This is a genomic window from Aquiflexum sp. (genome assembly GCF_041751335.1).
In the GTDB taxonomy this organism is placed as follows: domain Bacteria; phylum Bacteroidota; class Bacteroidia; order Cytophagales; family Cyclobacteriaceae; genus Aquiflexum.
The window spans coordinates 1-14,683 of record NZ_JBGSXS010000276.1 but is presented as its reverse complement, the minus strand read 5'-3'; the positions used below and the strand labels follow the sequence as shown (position 1 = coordinate 14,683).

At 39.6% G+C, this 14,683-nt stretch carries 13 protein-coding genes and 1 rRNA gene; 7 read left to right on the top strand and 7 right to left on the bottom strand.

Annotated features, from left to right (window positions below):
• Positions 1-416: 416 nt before the first annotated feature.
• The gene (locus ACEW8U_RS15590; protein WP_373522980.1) at positions 417-650 is read right to left on the bottom strand and encodes a DUF2281 domain-containing protein; all 234 of its coding nucleotides are present in this window, start codon (positions 648-650) and stop codon (positions 417-419) included.
• Between the two features lie 232 nt (positions 651-882).
• Here ACEW8U_RS15590 and ACEW8U_RS15585 point away from each other — a divergent pair, with 232 nt between their 5' ends.
• Both ACEW8U_RS15585 and ACEW8U_RS15580 read left to right on the top strand, forming a co-directional pair.
• On the top strand, positions 883-1,182 hold the full coding sequence (locus ACEW8U_RS15585; RefSeq protein ID WP_373522979.1) for a nucleotidyltransferase family protein: 300 nt from the start codon (positions 883-885) through the stop codon (positions 1,180-1,182).
• Positions 1,175-1,519, top strand: coding sequence for a DUF86 domain-containing protein (locus ACEW8U_RS15580; protein ID WP_373522978.1), 345 nt, complete (start codon positions 1,175-1,177; stop codon positions 1,517-1,519). The genes ACEW8U_RS15585 and ACEW8U_RS15580 overlap by 8 nt, the downstream gene beginning before the upstream one ends.
• Before the next feature lie 71 nt (positions 1,520-1,590).
• Here the strand turns inward: ACEW8U_RS15580 and ACEW8U_RS15575 are convergent, their stop codons facing one another.
• Positions 1,591-2,196, bottom strand: a complete 606-nt coding sequence (locus tag ACEW8U_RS15575; RefSeq protein ID WP_373522977.1) for a chemotaxis protein CheB — start codon at positions 2,194-2,196, stop codon at positions 1,591-1,593.
• A gap of 335 nt (positions 2,197-2,531) precedes the next feature.
• Between ACEW8U_RS15575 and ACEW8U_RS15570 the strand changes: the two genes are divergently transcribed.
• Positions 2,532-2,690: a hypothetical protein gene (locus ACEW8U_RS15570; protein ID WP_373522976.1), complete on the top strand. Its 159-nt coding sequence runs from the start codon at positions 2,532-2,534 to the stop codon at positions 2,688-2,690.
• A 62-nt stretch (positions 2,691-2,752) separates the two neighbouring features.
• On the opposite strand, the gene kbl is transcribed toward ACEW8U_RS15570, so the two are convergent.
• Positions 2,753-3,949, bottom strand: coding sequence for a glycine C-acetyltransferase (gene kbl / locus ACEW8U_RS15565; RefSeq protein WP_373522975.1), 1,197 nt, complete (start codon positions 3,947-3,949; stop codon positions 2,753-2,755).
• A 149-nt stretch (positions 3,950-4,098) separates the two neighbouring features.
• On the opposite strand from kbl, the gene ACEW8U_RS15560 reads away from it, so the two are divergent.
• The 4 genes from ACEW8U_RS15560 to ACEW8U_RS15545 all read left to right on the top strand — a co-directional run bounded on the left by ACEW8U_RS15560 (position 4,099) and on the right by ACEW8U_RS15545 (position 10,924).
• Positions 4,099-5,046: an NAD-dependent epimerase/dehydratase family protein gene (locus ACEW8U_RS15560; protein WP_373522974.1), complete on the top strand. Its 948-nt coding sequence runs from the start codon at positions 4,099-4,101 to the stop codon at positions 5,044-5,046.
• A gap of 230 nt (positions 5,047-5,276) precedes the next feature.
• On the top strand, positions 5,277-8,009 hold the full coding sequence (locus tag ACEW8U_RS15555) for a DUF1553 domain-containing protein (protein WP_373522973.1): 2,733 nt from the start codon (positions 5,277-5,279) through the stop codon (positions 8,007-8,009).
• A gap of 1 nt (position 8,010) precedes the next feature.
• Positions 8,011-9,519 (top strand): DUF1501 domain-containing protein, encoded by a 1,509-nt coding sequence (locus ACEW8U_RS15550; RefSeq protein ID WP_373522972.1) that lies wholly within the window; start codon positions 8,011-8,013, stop codon positions 9,517-9,519.
• Between the two features lie 10 nt (positions 9,520-9,529).
• On the top strand, positions 9,530-10,924 hold the full coding sequence (locus ACEW8U_RS15545; protein ID WP_373522971.1) for a c-type cytochrome domain-containing protein: 1,395 nt from the start codon (positions 9,530-9,532) through the stop codon (positions 10,922-10,924).
• Here ACEW8U_RS15545 and ACEW8U_RS15540 read toward each other — a convergent pair.
• The 4 genes from ACEW8U_RS15540 to rrf form a co-directional block, all read right to left on the bottom strand.
• The gene (locus ACEW8U_RS15540) at positions 10,911-11,276 is read right to left on the bottom strand and encodes a Spx/MgsR family RNA polymerase-binding regulatory protein (protein ID WP_373522970.1); all 366 of its coding nucleotides are present in this window, start codon (positions 11,274-11,276) and stop codon (positions 10,911-10,913) included. The genes ACEW8U_RS15545 and ACEW8U_RS15540 overlap by 14 nt on opposite strands.
• A gap of 17 nt (positions 11,277-11,293) precedes the next feature.
• The gene (gene hemL / locus ACEW8U_RS15535) at positions 11,294-12,583 is read right to left on the bottom strand and encodes a glutamate-1-semialdehyde 2,1-aminomutase (RefSeq protein WP_373522969.1); all 1,290 of its coding nucleotides are present in this window, start codon (positions 12,581-12,583) and stop codon (positions 11,294-11,296) included.
• Positions 12,584-12,593: 10 nt separating this feature from the next.
• The gene (locus ACEW8U_RS15530; RefSeq protein WP_373522968.1) at positions 12,594-14,252 is read right to left on the bottom strand and encodes an ABC transporter substrate-binding protein; all 1,659 of its coding nucleotides are present in this window, start codon (positions 14,250-14,252) and stop codon (positions 12,594-12,596) included.
• A 308-nt stretch (positions 14,253-14,560) separates the two neighbouring features.
• A 5S ribosomal RNA gene (rrf, locus tag ACEW8U_RS15525) occupies positions 14,561-14,672 on the bottom strand.
• Between the last annotated feature and the right edge of the window lie 11 nt (positions 14,673-14,683).

The following is a 14,683-nucleotide window of genomic DNA, read 5'->3' as shown; positions in this document are numbered from 1 at the left end:
TTAGCGTGTTCCTTGCAGCGGATGGCTTCAACAACATGATAAATCCTGCCACAATAAAGAAAATGCCAAAAATTATCAGAGTGAACTTGGCAGTGGTTTCTATAATTGTCATGATTTAGATGCGTGAATTGATTGGGTTTGTAGGTAACAAATAATATACGCCACCAATGGCGTATATACTCAAAATATCCTTCAATAGCGCCATCAATTATATTCTATGGCGTCTATTTCTAAAATATCCTTCCACAATATCCCAAATTAACTTTTGAGATACCATACCTTGTTCTGGGTATTTTTTGGTTTTTTATGAATGGAACAGTGAAAAATAACTATAAAATCAGACTTATGAGAGGTCAAAAAATAAAATCTAGGGGGAAGTTGGAAGAATCGGGCGATGCTGAAATTCCAGTATCGAATTACATATAATCTTTAAAATCATCCAAAGGCTCATCAAATCCTTCTTTCATCTGAATAAGCCCTTTTGCCAGTCCCGCTTTTCGTTGCTTTTTTACCTTTCCCTTGGAAATAGACTTTGATTTAAGGAAGTCAATAAAATTGTCCACCTCTTTTTTCATATCATCAGGTAAGGTTGTCAATTTTATATAAATATCCATATCTGTCATAAGACGAATATAATTTTTTTCTTTCAATTTCTTCCCATGTGAGTGTCTCAATCACACAAGCATTTTAATTTTAGGAAATTTCACAGTTTCTTCAATTCAAGACAAGAACCGAAAAATTACATTGATAAACACTATATGAACAATAAACAGCAATTCCCTCCTTGGTTGGAAAATTACGTATTTGAAATTGTGTGCCAACCTTAGACCCCTAACAAAATAATATTTTTCAATAGAATTATAAAAAATAGTATTTTTGGGTATGAGCATAATAGAAAAAAACTTGGATAAGATCAGTGATTTATGTAATAAGCATAAAGTGGCAAGTTTGTTTGTATTCGGTTCTGTTCTGACTGATAATTTTAAAAAATCAAGCGATATAGATTTATTGGTGGATTTCTCAGGAGTTGACCTCTACGACTACGCTGACAATTATTTTGATTTTAAAACATCAATGGAAAAATTACTCAAAAGGAAGATAGATCTATTGGAGGATAAAGCAGTAAATAATCCTTATTTGAGAAAATCGATTGATGCTTCAAAACGTTTGATATATGGATGATGAGATAAAAACTTGGCTTTATGATATCTTACAATCAATAAATGAAATTGATAGCTACTACGATGACAAGCCAAGAATTTTTAAGGATTACATTACTGATATCAAAACTAAGAGAGCTATTGAGAGGAATTTGGAAATAATAGGTGAAGCTGTTAATCGAATTCTTAAAAAGGATAAAAACTTCAAACTTGAAAATACCGGAAAAATTATTGCTACCCGTAACCGGATTATTCATGGATATGATAAAATATCTGATGACTTAATTTGGAGCATTGTAATAAACCATCTTCTTAAATTAAAAAACGAAGTGATTGGATTATTGGATGAGCCCATGTGAGTGTCCTGACGCATATACCTCACTTTCACAAAACCATATTTCACCCTCAAAGGGTAATAGCTTAAAATTTATTACCGTTCTCCTTTGTCAGCATGCGCAATCCGAACAATTTCTTGGGCAATATCCTCAGGAGACAGAATAAAATCTATACAACCGCTTGCTATGGCACTCTTAGGCATATCTGGTTGACTGGCAGTGTCGGGCTTTTGCGCGATGGTAATGCCCCCGACTTCCTTTATCCCGCACAGCGCATCTGCCCCATCACCATCATAGCCTGAGACAATGACAGCTATAAGTTTACCGTCCCAATGTTGGGTAAGGGATCGCAGAAAAGCCGTAATAACGTCGGGCCATCCCCTAGGTTTTGATATAGGCTTTAAGCGGAACTCATCATCCTGTACATGCAAATCACGCTGTTCCGGAATTATAAACACATGGTTAGGCTGGACGTCCAGTCTTTCAGTGATGAGTTCAACCGGCATCTTTGTATATCGTGGGAGAATCTCATGGAATAGGGTGGCTACAGTCCTCAAATGATTCACGATAACGATAGCAACACCCATATCCGCGGGCATATTCTTCAGTAAGCCGGTATAAGCATCAAGACCACCCGCCGAACCGCCTACGCAAACGACAGGAAAGTCTTTTGCAGCACTTTTTGGTTTCTGATTTTTCATGGCTTTAAAGACCCTCCCCCTACATCTCCGGCTTCCTCGCTATCGGGAATAGCCAACTGAACATCGCTCCATTCAAAATACACCGTGGCACCATCAGCAGGACCTTCTTCAATTCTTGCGGTTAATTGTTCTACAGGTGTATCAAGTCGGGTGACGGTACTTCGGTGGTAAATAATTCATTGTTGCTATCCGGTTCCAATGCCCCCCATTTTCCTATTTAGGAGTTTACGCCAATGCGAAATGAAATGGAATCCTGTTGATTTAAGAGGGATTTGTGACTTTATCCCTTAGAAAATTGAATTCAAAAAAATAGGCTTTGAAAAAACATCTTGATTTTGATACAAAAAAAATCCCTTTGGATCATCTACAAAGGCAGTACAAACTTCCCCAAGGAATTGACCTCCAAGTCAATCGCTACTGAAAAGGATTTGGAGGAACTGATCGAATCGGTAAAGAAAGAAAGAGCAAAAAAAAAGCACCAATCGAAAACCTAACAAATGCTTAAGGTTAGAAAACCCGTCCCAAGACACCCAAAGCATGGCACGGGTTTTTTATTCTATTCAATCACCCCCAATTCCTTCCCAACTTCCACGAAAGCTTCAATCGCCTGATCTAAGTGATGTCTGTCATGTCCTGCAGAAATCTGCACACGGATTCTTGCCTGACCCTTTGGTACCACAGGGAAATAGAAGCCGATCACATAGATTCCTTTTTCGAGTAATTTCTCTGCCATTTTTTGGGAAAGGACTGCATCATACAACATGATCGGTACAATGGCATGTTCACCCGGCTTGATATCAAATCCCGCTTCGGTCATCTTTGCCCGGAAGTATGTGGTGTTTTCTTCCAGCTTGTCCCTCAGTTCCGTAGTCTCTGATAGCAGGTCAAAAACTGCAATCGAAGCTCCTGTGATAGAGGGTGCCAAAGTATTGGAAAAAAGATATGGTCTTGACCTTTGTCTCAGCAGTTCAACAATTTCTTTTCTACCTGAAGTAAAACCGCCCGAAGCTCCTCCCAGGGCTTTACCTAAGGTTCCGGTGATAATGTCAACCCTGCCCATCACATTCCTATATTCATGAACACCTCTGCCTGTCTTGCCCATAAATCCGGTTGAATGACATTCATCCGACATTACCAGGGCATCGTATTTCTCAGCCAATGCAACTATTTTATCCAATTGGGCAATGGTGCCATCCATGGAAAAAACGCCGTCTGTTACAATTATCTTTTGTTGGGCACCTTTGGCTACCGCATCCTTCAATTGTTCTTCAAGGTCTTCCATGTCATTGTGCTGATAGCGGAACCGCATGGCCTTGCATAACCTGACCCCATCGATGATGGAGGCATGGTTCAGCGCATCCGATATGATGGCATCCTCAGGTCCGAAAAGCGGTTCGAAAACTCCCCCATTGGCATCAAAAGCCGCTGCATATAATATGGTATCCTCCATGCCGAGAAATTTGGAAATCTTGGCTTCCAATTCCTTATGGATATCCTGAGTACCACAGATAAACCTCACCGAGGACAATCCGAAACCATGAGAATCAATGGCATTCTTGGCGGCTTCGATGACTTTGGGATGTGAAGAAAGCCCCAGGTAATTGTTGGCACAGAAGTTCAAAACTTTTTGACCTCCTGCAATGGTAATCTCCGCAGCTTGGGGAGAAGTGATGACACGCTCTTTTTTGAAAAGTCCCGCATCAACAATTTCTTTCAACTCTTTTTCTAATTTGGGTTTTAGGGTATCGTACATTTTTTATGGATATTGATTGTAAAAGAAAAAACACTAATGGAAATAAAGTGAAATTCATTCATTGAAATCACTATTTTTGCGCCATTCAGTCCCAAATATAATCAAAAACATCTATGGTCCTGTGAGACCCGTAGATAGTAATTTTAAATATGGAGAGAGTTCTAATTATTGGTGCAGCCGGACAATTGGGTTCGGAACTGACGCAGGCTTTGGCAAATATTTACGGCGGAGACAACACCATTGCCACCGACATCAATCCCCAATCACTTGAAAAACTGAATTTTTGCAGAACATCAGTTTTGGATGTGATGGATAAGGATGCCGTGAGAAAACTCGTGAAAGATGAAAATGTCAAGCAGATTTACCACTTGGCCGCTGTCCTATCCGCTACCGGAGAACAGAATCCCCTTTTTGCCTGGCATCTCAATATGGAGAGCTTACTTTTTATCTTAGAACTTGCCAAAGAAGAAAAACTGGACAAAATCTATTGGCCCTCTTCCATCGCCGTTTTTGGTCCAAACACCCCAAAAGTCAATACGCCTCAATATTGTGTCAAAGAACCCAATACTGTCTATGGCATTTCCAAACAGGCCGGAGAAAGATGGTGTGAATATTATTTTCAGAAGTTTGGGGTAGATGTGAGAAGTTTAAGATATCCCGGTCTGATTGGCTATAAATCACTTCCTGGTGGTGGAACTACTGACTATGCTGTGGATATTTACCACAAAGCAATAGCCGGAGCCCATTTTGTTTCTTTTCTCAGCGAGGATTCATACCTGCCTATGATGTACATGCCTGATGCCATCAAAGCAACTTTGGACCTGATGCATTCACCCAAAGAAAAAGTACTGATCAGGTCCAGCTACAACCTTTCGGCGATGAGTTTTTCCCCAAAAGAAATATTCGAAAGCATCAAAACCCATTACCCTGATTTCACTATCAGTTACAAACCTGATTTCAGGCAGGTCATCGCGGACTCTTGGCCGGATACCATTGATGATTCCAAAGCAAGGGAGCATTGGGGCTGGAAACATGACTTTGACCTTGAAAATATGACTGGGGATATTTTGAAGCATTTGCCTTCTTATTCGTTTTAATCAGCTAGAGCCACTCTTGCAGAGTGCCCTAGCTGATTAAAACTAATAATTTTATCGGATAGAAAAGCTATTAGTTTCTGTGATCCCGAGTTATAATATCGGCCATTCCTGACGGAATTAAACCTTTTGTTCCCTTTTGTCCCTTTTGCGGTTCACTAAACCTACCTTGTACCTCCCCACTTGCTTCCTTTCCATAAATTATTTAATTTGAAGGGCTTAGATTGATGTTTATGCCAAAAAGGAAAATTACAGGTTTATTGACTGCTGCAATGGTTCTGCTTGTTGCCGGGATTCTGATTTTCAGACAATCAGAGCAGGTAGATTTCAGCACGGAGGTGAAACCCATTTTGAATAAACACTGTATTTCCTGTCATGGAGGAGTCAAGAAAAATGGTGGGTTCAGCGTGTTGTTTGAGGAGGAAGCCCTTGCCCTTACCAAGTCAGGTGTAGCGGCCATCATTCCTGGAGATCCAAAAAACAGTGAACTGATCAAACGGCTGCACGAGGAAGACTCTGAAATGAGAATGCCTTATCATAGGGCATCACTCACAGATGAAGAAATCAAAACCTTGCACAAATGGATTAAACAGGGAGCCAAATGGGGCAAACATTGGGCCTATAATCCTGTCCTAAAACCAACAGTCAATTGGGTAAGCCAACAGGCTGGATTTTCGGATTCCAAAAAGAAATATCAGGGAATAGATTTTTTTATACATGAAAAACAAAAGGAAAACAAACTTTCATTTTCCGAGGATGAAGATTCCCGAAAGTTGTTGAGACGGGTTTCTTTGGACATTACCGGATTACCGCCAACAGAAGCTTTGCAGAATGATTGGTTGACAGGTAAAATCACTTATGAACAGTTAGTTGATAGACTTTTGGATTCACCTTCATTTGGGGAAAAATGGGCTTCATGGTGGTTGGATTTAGCCAGATATGCAGACACCAAAGGCTACGAAAGGGATGTTTCACGGACGATGTGGAAATATCGGGATTGGGTAATCAAGGCATTTAATGATGACAAACCCTTTGACGAATTCACCATCGAGCAATTGGCAGGAGACCTATTACCAAATCCTACACAGGATCAGATGATAGCCACAGCTTTTCACCGAAATACGATGAATAATGATGAAGGTGGAACCGAAGATGAAGAATTCCGGGTCGCTGCTGTCTTGGACAGGGTTAATACTACCTTTGAGGTCTGGCAGAGTACGACAATGGCATGTGTTCAATGCCACAGTCATCCTTATGACCCTTTCAGACATGAAGAATATTTTCAGTTAAGCGCTTTTTTTAACAACACAAGGGATGAAGATACACATGATGAGGAACCCAAACTGAGATTTTATGAAGAAGAAGACCGTGAAAAAATTGCTTCAGTTTTAAGCTGGGCAAATTCCAATGGCAGTAAAAAGCAAGCTGAAGCACTTACTGATTTTTTCAATTTCAGAGAACCAAAGTATCATGCCCATCTTTGTGAAGATTTTGTTAACGGCGAACTGATTGATACCAAATGGCTGGGGCTATGGCATGATGGTTCCTGTTATTTGCGCAATGTGGATACACAAGGTGCGGATCAACTATTGATGCACTACAATTCGGGTTTAAACGGAACTAAATTGACCATCAGAAATGGTGGCCCTGAAGGAGAAATCCTAAGCCAGTTTATTATTGATAAAACATCAAATGTCACTAAATCCTTTCCGTTCAAAAAAATACCGATTCCAGTTGACCTTTATATTAAAGTAGAAAATCCAAAAGCGTCCCCACAACAATCCACAAGTGCCATCACTTGGTTTGCTTTTGTAAACAGTCTTCCAGGAAAAGAAAAAGAAGGTTACAAAGAAATTAATGATCGTTTCAATTCAGTTTTGAACAGCAAGGTCCCTACGCTGCCCATCATGATTGAAAACCCTTCTTTAATGCAAAGGAAAACCCATGTGTTTGAAAGGGGAAATTGGCTGCTTCATGGGGAGGAGGTAAACCCAAAAACACCCGAAGCTCTGAATTCATGGAATCCTGACTGGCCAAATAACCGTCTTGGATTGGCATATTGGCTGACTGATAGGGAAAATCCTCTAACTTCCCGAACTTTTGTGAACAGAATCTGGGATCAGCTTTTTGGAAGGGGATTGATCAGCAGCATTGAGGATATGGGAACCCAATCAGAGGCACCCTCTCATCCGGAATTATTGGATTTCTTATCCTATAATTTTATGAATGAATTGGACTGGAGCATGAAAAAACTTATCAAAACCATAGTACTATCCAAGACCTACAGACAAAAATCAAACTTATCCCCTGAACTATACCAACAAGATCCAAAAAACAAATGGTATGCCCGTGGACCAAGAATAAGGTTGAGCTCAGAGCAGATCAGGGATCAAGCTTTATATGTTTCGGGATTGTTAAGCCAAGAAATGTATGGGGCACCGGTGATGCCTTTTCAGCCAGAAGGAATCTGGGAAACAGTCTATAACGGGGAATCATGGAAGTTAAGTGAAGGCGAAGATAAACATCGAAGAGCAGTCTATACTTTTTTAAAGAGGACCAGTCCTTACCCATCGTTCATCACCTTTGATGCAGGCAGCAGAGAAGTCTGTGTCAGTAAAAGGATTGTGACCAATACACCCTTGCAGGCTTTGGTTACTTTAAACGATCCCGTTTTTATGGAAGCTGCATTTCATTTGGGTCAAAAAATGAAAAAACATTCAAATGATGACCCTTTAAAGGCAATCGCTTTTGGATATGAATTATGTATGGTATCCCCTATCAGCCCAAGTAAAATCGCAATTTTTCATTCCTTATACGATGAGGCCCTTTCTGAATACCAGAAAAAACCGGAATTAATGGCTGAATTGATACCTGATGATGCGAACGAAAAGAGCGCTGAACTAGCTGCATTTACCATAGTTGCCAATGCTTTGTTGAACTTGGATGAATTCTTGACCAAACCCTGACATGAAAAACATAAACCACCTCTTGGCGGAGCTTGAGCAGCAAAGGCTTGAAAAGCAAACCCGAAGACATTTCCTGATGGATTGTGTGAGCAAGGTAGGTGGTTTGGCTTTGGCTCCACTTTTGTTTTCCTGTGGTCTTGGAAGTTCAAAAGAAAAAGTTAACGGATTAAGCTTGTCCGAACGGGATTTAAACCCCCTTGCTCCCCTACCTTCTCCTTTTTTACCAAAGTCAAAGTCTATCATTTACCTTCACATGGCAGGTGCCCCCTCCCAATTGGAATTGTTTGATTATAAGCCGGAACTGGTAAAATATAACAACAAACCTTGTCCTGAGTCATTACTGGAAGGTAGGAAGTTTGCCTTTATCAGGGGTGTACCAAATCTGATGGGCCCTCAGGCTAATTTTTCCCAACATGGTGAATCCGGAGCCTGGGTTTCCGATTTCTTACCTCATTTCTCAAAAGTAGCAGATGAAGTGGCTTTCCTAAAGGCAGTCCATACCGATCAGTTCAATCATGGTCCTGCACAACTATTTATGCAGACCGGCAGTCCGAGGTTGGGAAGACCGAGTTTGGGTAGTTGGGTCACCTATGGTTTGGGTACTGAAAACCAAAACCTACCGGGTTTTGTGGTGTTGACTTCAGGAGGAAAAACACCTGATGCTGGCAAAAGTGTTTGGGGAAGTGGTTTCCTTCCTTCTGTTTATCAAGGCGTACAATGTCGTTCAAAAGGAGACCCGGTTTTATACCTAGAAGATCCCAAAGGGATTTCAAGGGATCTTAAGAAATCCATTATTTCTTCAATCAATCAGGTCAATTCGGAAGAATTTGACCACTACGGTGATCCCGAAATATTGGCGCGCATCAACCAATATGAAATGGCCTACAGGATGCAGATAGAAGTCCCTGAGGTAATGAATATCAATGACGAACCTGATTACATCCATTCCTTATATGGAACAGAACCAGGAAAGGAGTCCTTTGCCAACAATTGTTTGTTGGCCAGAAAACTGGTCGAAAAGGGCGTCAGGTTTGTACAGTTATATGATTGGGGTTGGGACAGTCATGGCACTGATAAGGCCAATGCGATTGATTTGGGCTTTAGGAATAAATGTAAAGAAATAGACAGGCCAATGTCAGCCTTATTGCTGGATCTTAAACAAAGGGGATTGTTGGAAAACACTTTGGTTATTTGGGGAGGGGAATTTGGAAGGACGCCCATGCAGGAAAACAGGGAAGGAAAAACCATGGGATTCAAAGGCCGTGACCATCATGTGGATGCATTTAGCATGTGGATGGCTGGAGGAGGAATCAAAAAAGGTGCCTCACATGGACTAACCGATGATTTTGGTTTCTCAGGGATTGAAGGAAGGGTTTCCGTACATGATATTCATGCCACCATCCTGCATTTAATGGGATTTGACCATGAAACATTTACCCATGAATTTCAGGGCAGGCCATTTAGATTGACTGATGTGGAAGGAGAAATCATCAAAGAAATTTTAGCTTAACGCCCAATAAATGTTAGAGTTTATCATTCCCCTGATTGGAAGATTTCACCCTTTGATTGTGCATTTGCCGATTGGTTTTATCCTGATGGCTTTGATATTGATGTATTATCCCAACAAGGATAAAATACCATTTTTAACTGCAATAGAAATCGCTTTGCTTTGGAGCTGCATTACTTCAGTGTTGGCTTGTATCAGTGGCCTCTTGCTTTATACTTCGGAAGGTTACGCATTTTCGACTGTACAGAATCACTTGATTATGGGCTTGTCTACTGCTTTGATTTGCCTGTTGCTTTTTTTTCAAGTGAAAAAATACAAATCTTTAAATACCCCCAAAATTCATATAAATTCAGCATTGCTACTTATATCCTTGATGTCCACCGGACATTTGGGCGGCAGTCTTACCCATGGCGAGGAATATTTGATTGAGGTACTGCCTGAACCGGTTCAAAGAGTTTTTGGATGGAGTGGGTATGAAGAGTTTGATCCGATTGCATTGGATGAAGATCAATGGGAAGACGCATTGTTTTATGAGGATGTCATTCAACCAATATTCAATCAAAATTGCAGGAGTTGCCATAATCAGAAAAACAGCAAGGGAAGTCTGCTTTTGACATCTAAAGAAACAATTCTTAAAGGAGGGAAAAACGGATCAGTAATTTCAAAGACCTCCTGGGAAGAAGGTCAATTGTATCACCGGATGACTTTACCAATAGATCATGAAGACCACATGCCCCCAAAGGAAAAGAAACAACCTCTAAAAGAAGAACTGGAATTGGTCAAATTTTGGTTGGCATCGGGAGCACCTTTTGAAAAGAATCTGGCAATGGCGGGAGTTAAAGAGGAAATGGTTGAGCCATTTTTCATCAAATCTGAGGTATCGATTTATCCAAAGGTAGAATTTCCTCCTGTTGAGATCATCCAACTTTCCCAAATTAGAGAAAAAGGATTTTTTATAGAACCGTTGAATGAAGGCTCATCACTCTTAAAGGTGAGTTGTGTCAATTTCCCTGAATTCAGTGAAATGGATTTGGAATATCTTCAAGAAATATGTCAACATATTGTCTTCCTTGATCTGAGTGGGACAAAAGTAAACGATCAGGTATTCGAATTGCTTACAGATTTTGAAAACCTGTCCATTCTAAAACTAAATAATACACAAATAACCGGAACCGGTTTAGAGCTTTTACAACTATGCAAACATCTGAATCAACTTCACCTCACAGAATCAGAAGTCAATCTGCTAAATCTGAAATTACTAAATGAACATCCAAAACTTAAAAAAGTTTTTGCTTATAAAACACCTGCTGCTTTGGAAAATGGACAGCAACAAGAATTTACTTTTGAAGTCATGTTCGGGAATTTTAAATTGCCTGTTCTTCCCACAGACTCCATTACTTATCAATAGAGTCAATTTTCTCTTTTATTGCTTCAGGGTCGAAACCCATCATGATTTCTCCATCAGGAAATTGCAATATGGGTCTTTTGATCATGCTGCTTTTCTTGCTCAGCAATGCCAGTGCTGAATCTTCGGATTCCAGTTGAGTTTTTTCTTCACCATCCAGCTTTCTATAAGTCAAGCCTTTTTTGTTGATCAGCTTCTCAAACCCAACTTTATCTGCAAACTTCACCAATAAACCAGCATCAGGAGCACTTTTCTTATAGTCAGTGAATTCATAAACTATCCCCTCGCCTTCGAGAAAATCAAAGGTCTTTTTCATGGTATTGCAATTCTTGATGCCGTAAACTTTCAATTCCATATCTTCTGTAATATTCGTTAAAGGATTTCTTTTAATGATTCTTCATTGGCTTGAAGGATCTTTTTTATTAGTTCATCGGTCAATGCAGTAGATAGGAAAAGACTCTCGAACTGGGATGGTGCAAGATAAATACCCCTTTTGAGCATGGCCTGAAAATATTTTCCAAAAAGGACTGTATCAGAATGTTTAGCCGATTCAAAATCATACACTTCTTGTTCTGTGAAAAAGAGGCTGTACATGCTACCCAAGTGGTTGATCGTAAAATTGAGTCCTAATTTTTCAACTGAGGTTTTTATACCATTGGCGATTTTTCCTCCGATTTCATTTAATTGAGTATAAACCTCGGGGTTTTCGTCCAAATATCTTAACATGGTCAATCCTGCTGCCATAGCAATCGGATTTCCTGAAAGCGTGCCTGCTTGATACACAGGACCTGCCGGAGATACAAATTGCATGATTTCTTTTTTTCCTCCATAAGCACCTACCGGCAATCCTCCTCCGATAATTTTGCCTAGTGTGGTCATGTCAGGTGTTACTCCAAAAAGTTCCTGCGCACCACCTTTTGCCAATCTAAAACCTGTCATGACCTCATCAAAAATCAGGACGATTCCTTCTCGATCACAGATTTTTCTTAACCCTTCAAGATACCCTCCTTTTGGTAAAACAAGCCCCATATTTCCTGGAACAGGCTCCAATATCAATGCAGCTATTTCTCCCCTATTGGCATCAACCAATTTTTCAATTGCTTCCAAATCATTGAAGGGTGCTAAAAGTGTATCTTTCGCCGTACCCTTGGTTACACCTGGTGAATCTGGATTTCCCATTGTAATTGCTCCGGAACCTGCAGAAATCAAAAAGGAATCACCATGACCATGATAATGTCCTTCCATTTTGATGAATTTATCCCTACCGGTAAATCCTCTTGCCACCCGAATGGCAGACATGGTGGCTTCTGTCCCTGAGTTGACCATCCGTACTTTTTCTACAGAAGGTACCATCTGAGTTATCAATTCTGCGATTTCCACTTCCCTCGCAGTAGGCGCCCCAAATGATGTTCCATTTTCAAGGGCTTTGATGACAGCTTCCCGGATCATCGGATGGTTATGTCCAAGAATCATGGGTCCCCAACTATTAATCAATTCGATGTAGGCATTATCATCTTCATCATAGATTAAAGCCCCACTAGCTTTTTTTATAAATATCGGATCCCCTCCAACTGCCCTGAAAGCACGAACGGGAGAATTCACTCCGCCCGGTATATAGTTTTTTGCTTTCTCAAAAAGAGATTGACTGTTACTGATTTGCATGAAATTGATTTTATTTTGTTTGTAATACCCCGTTTTCCAACTTCAGTATCGGGACATATCGGTTATTAAAACTATTGGTAAAGTCTAGCCCATAAGTGACTTTTCCTGACCTAAATCCAAGTTGGTTTAGGTTTTTTCTAAAATCAAAACCCTTGGATGGATTTATAGTTTCCACAATCCAATATATTAATTCATAGCCCAAATGACTATTGAATGAAGGATAAATTTGGTGTTTTTCAAAAAAGTCATCTCTGAATTTATCCAATTCGTCGCTAGCAAAATTTAAAGTATTATTTCCAAGGAAAACAAAATTTTGATTTCCAAGCATCTCAAAACTGGCAAAATTAAAATAAAGCCAGCTATCCAAAACTACCACCGGGGTAGCTACATTTTGGGATTCCATAAACCCAAAAGTTGAAGAAGCAACATTTGGATCATCTGAAAGAATAATGACAACATCAGCTATGGACTGTGAGTCTCTCTTCAACCTTATATCTGCAAAAAACTGATTTAAATTTTTGTTTGTTATTTGGGTACTTTTAACCACCTTGTAACCAACCTGGGAACTGGATTCAACTATGTAATTTGCTAAATTTTCATCTCTTGTTGAGTTGGAATAGGCCAAGGCAATATTTCTTCCTTCAATGAATTTACGCATATAATCAATGAGACCGTTGCCTAATGAGGAAATAGATGGTCTAAATAGATAGGAGAATTCCAAATTTGTATTTTTATCTTCAATATTTGATAAAGGATTTACAAACGGTATATCATACTTTTCAGAAAAAGCCATTAATATTTCAGTTTCATCTGGATAAACCGGACCAATAATCATATCTGCTTGCATCATAAATGGATCTTCCAAAATCCTTTGGAGATTTGACATGTTCCTTTGAGTATCAAATGTCTTGGTATTTATTTTTATACCATTATTTCTATATCCTTCTAGCGCAAAATCGATCCCTTGATAGAGTTCAAACACAAAATTGCCTGAGTTAAGGTTTTTCACATCTCTTCCTCCTGAAAAATTAAATGGAAGAATGATTGCGATCTCTAAAACCTGAGAATTTCTATTAACGGCATTTTGAGGAAACTGATTTCCGGGGACTATAGTTCTTAATTTTTGATAGACGGCTTTTTCATCAATAGACATGATTGACTGCTTTTCCAATTGGTCTTTGAGTGCCAAAAGAAAACCTTCATTCTTTTGATATTTGCTTAAGTTTGAAACCAAAAAACTGACAGAAACTTTTTGCAGAAACTGATAACTCGCTTTTTCAGCCTCCTTATAGATCGAGGGATCATTGATACTTTCTATTTCCTGCAAGGCACTTACATAGCTTTCTTCTCTAAAGTAGGCCATGGCAAGAAGGTATTTAGCATCATCTTTCTTATCAAAATTTTTGTTTTCAATCAAAGGCTGTAACACTGACTTCATCAGTTCCAATTGATTATTTTGATAAGCTGAAAAAGAGAAATGGTACTTTGCATAATTCGAAAGCCCACCAAATTCACTTTCATCCATAAAGGGACGTAGAAGTTCCATTGCTTCTTTGTAATATCCATACCCAATTAAGGTCTTGGCTCTTTTATAATCCGCCAATTTGTCTTGGGAATATGCTCCTGAAAAAAAAGTAAAAAACAGAAACAAAAAGAAAATAACTCTCATGTATTAGTTGGTCTTGTTTTAAGATAAATTTCATTCTTTTCCCATTGGGCCTCGAATTTAACCCATTTTATGCCAAAAGAAAAGTAAAATTAAGTTGCTTGAAGTAACCCTTAATATTTTACCAAAATCCGTTCCAATAACGTAATCAGTCATGTCATTTTAAATCAATTTAACCTTTCCACACGAAAGATGACCGTTAACGGGTCTTTAAATTGAAAAGACTTCCATCAATGTCTTATCCTTTTGTATCTAGATTTCCATAAGGCTAAAAACGCCAAAAGCCAGCATTATGTGCTGGCTTTTTGATAATGTGGCGGCGGCCTACTCTCCCGGGTGTAACCCCAGTACCATCGGCGCTGCAGGGCTTAACTTCTCTGTTCGGGATGGGAAGAGGTGGGACCCCTGCGCTGGGCCGCCTAGTCTTTGAGACT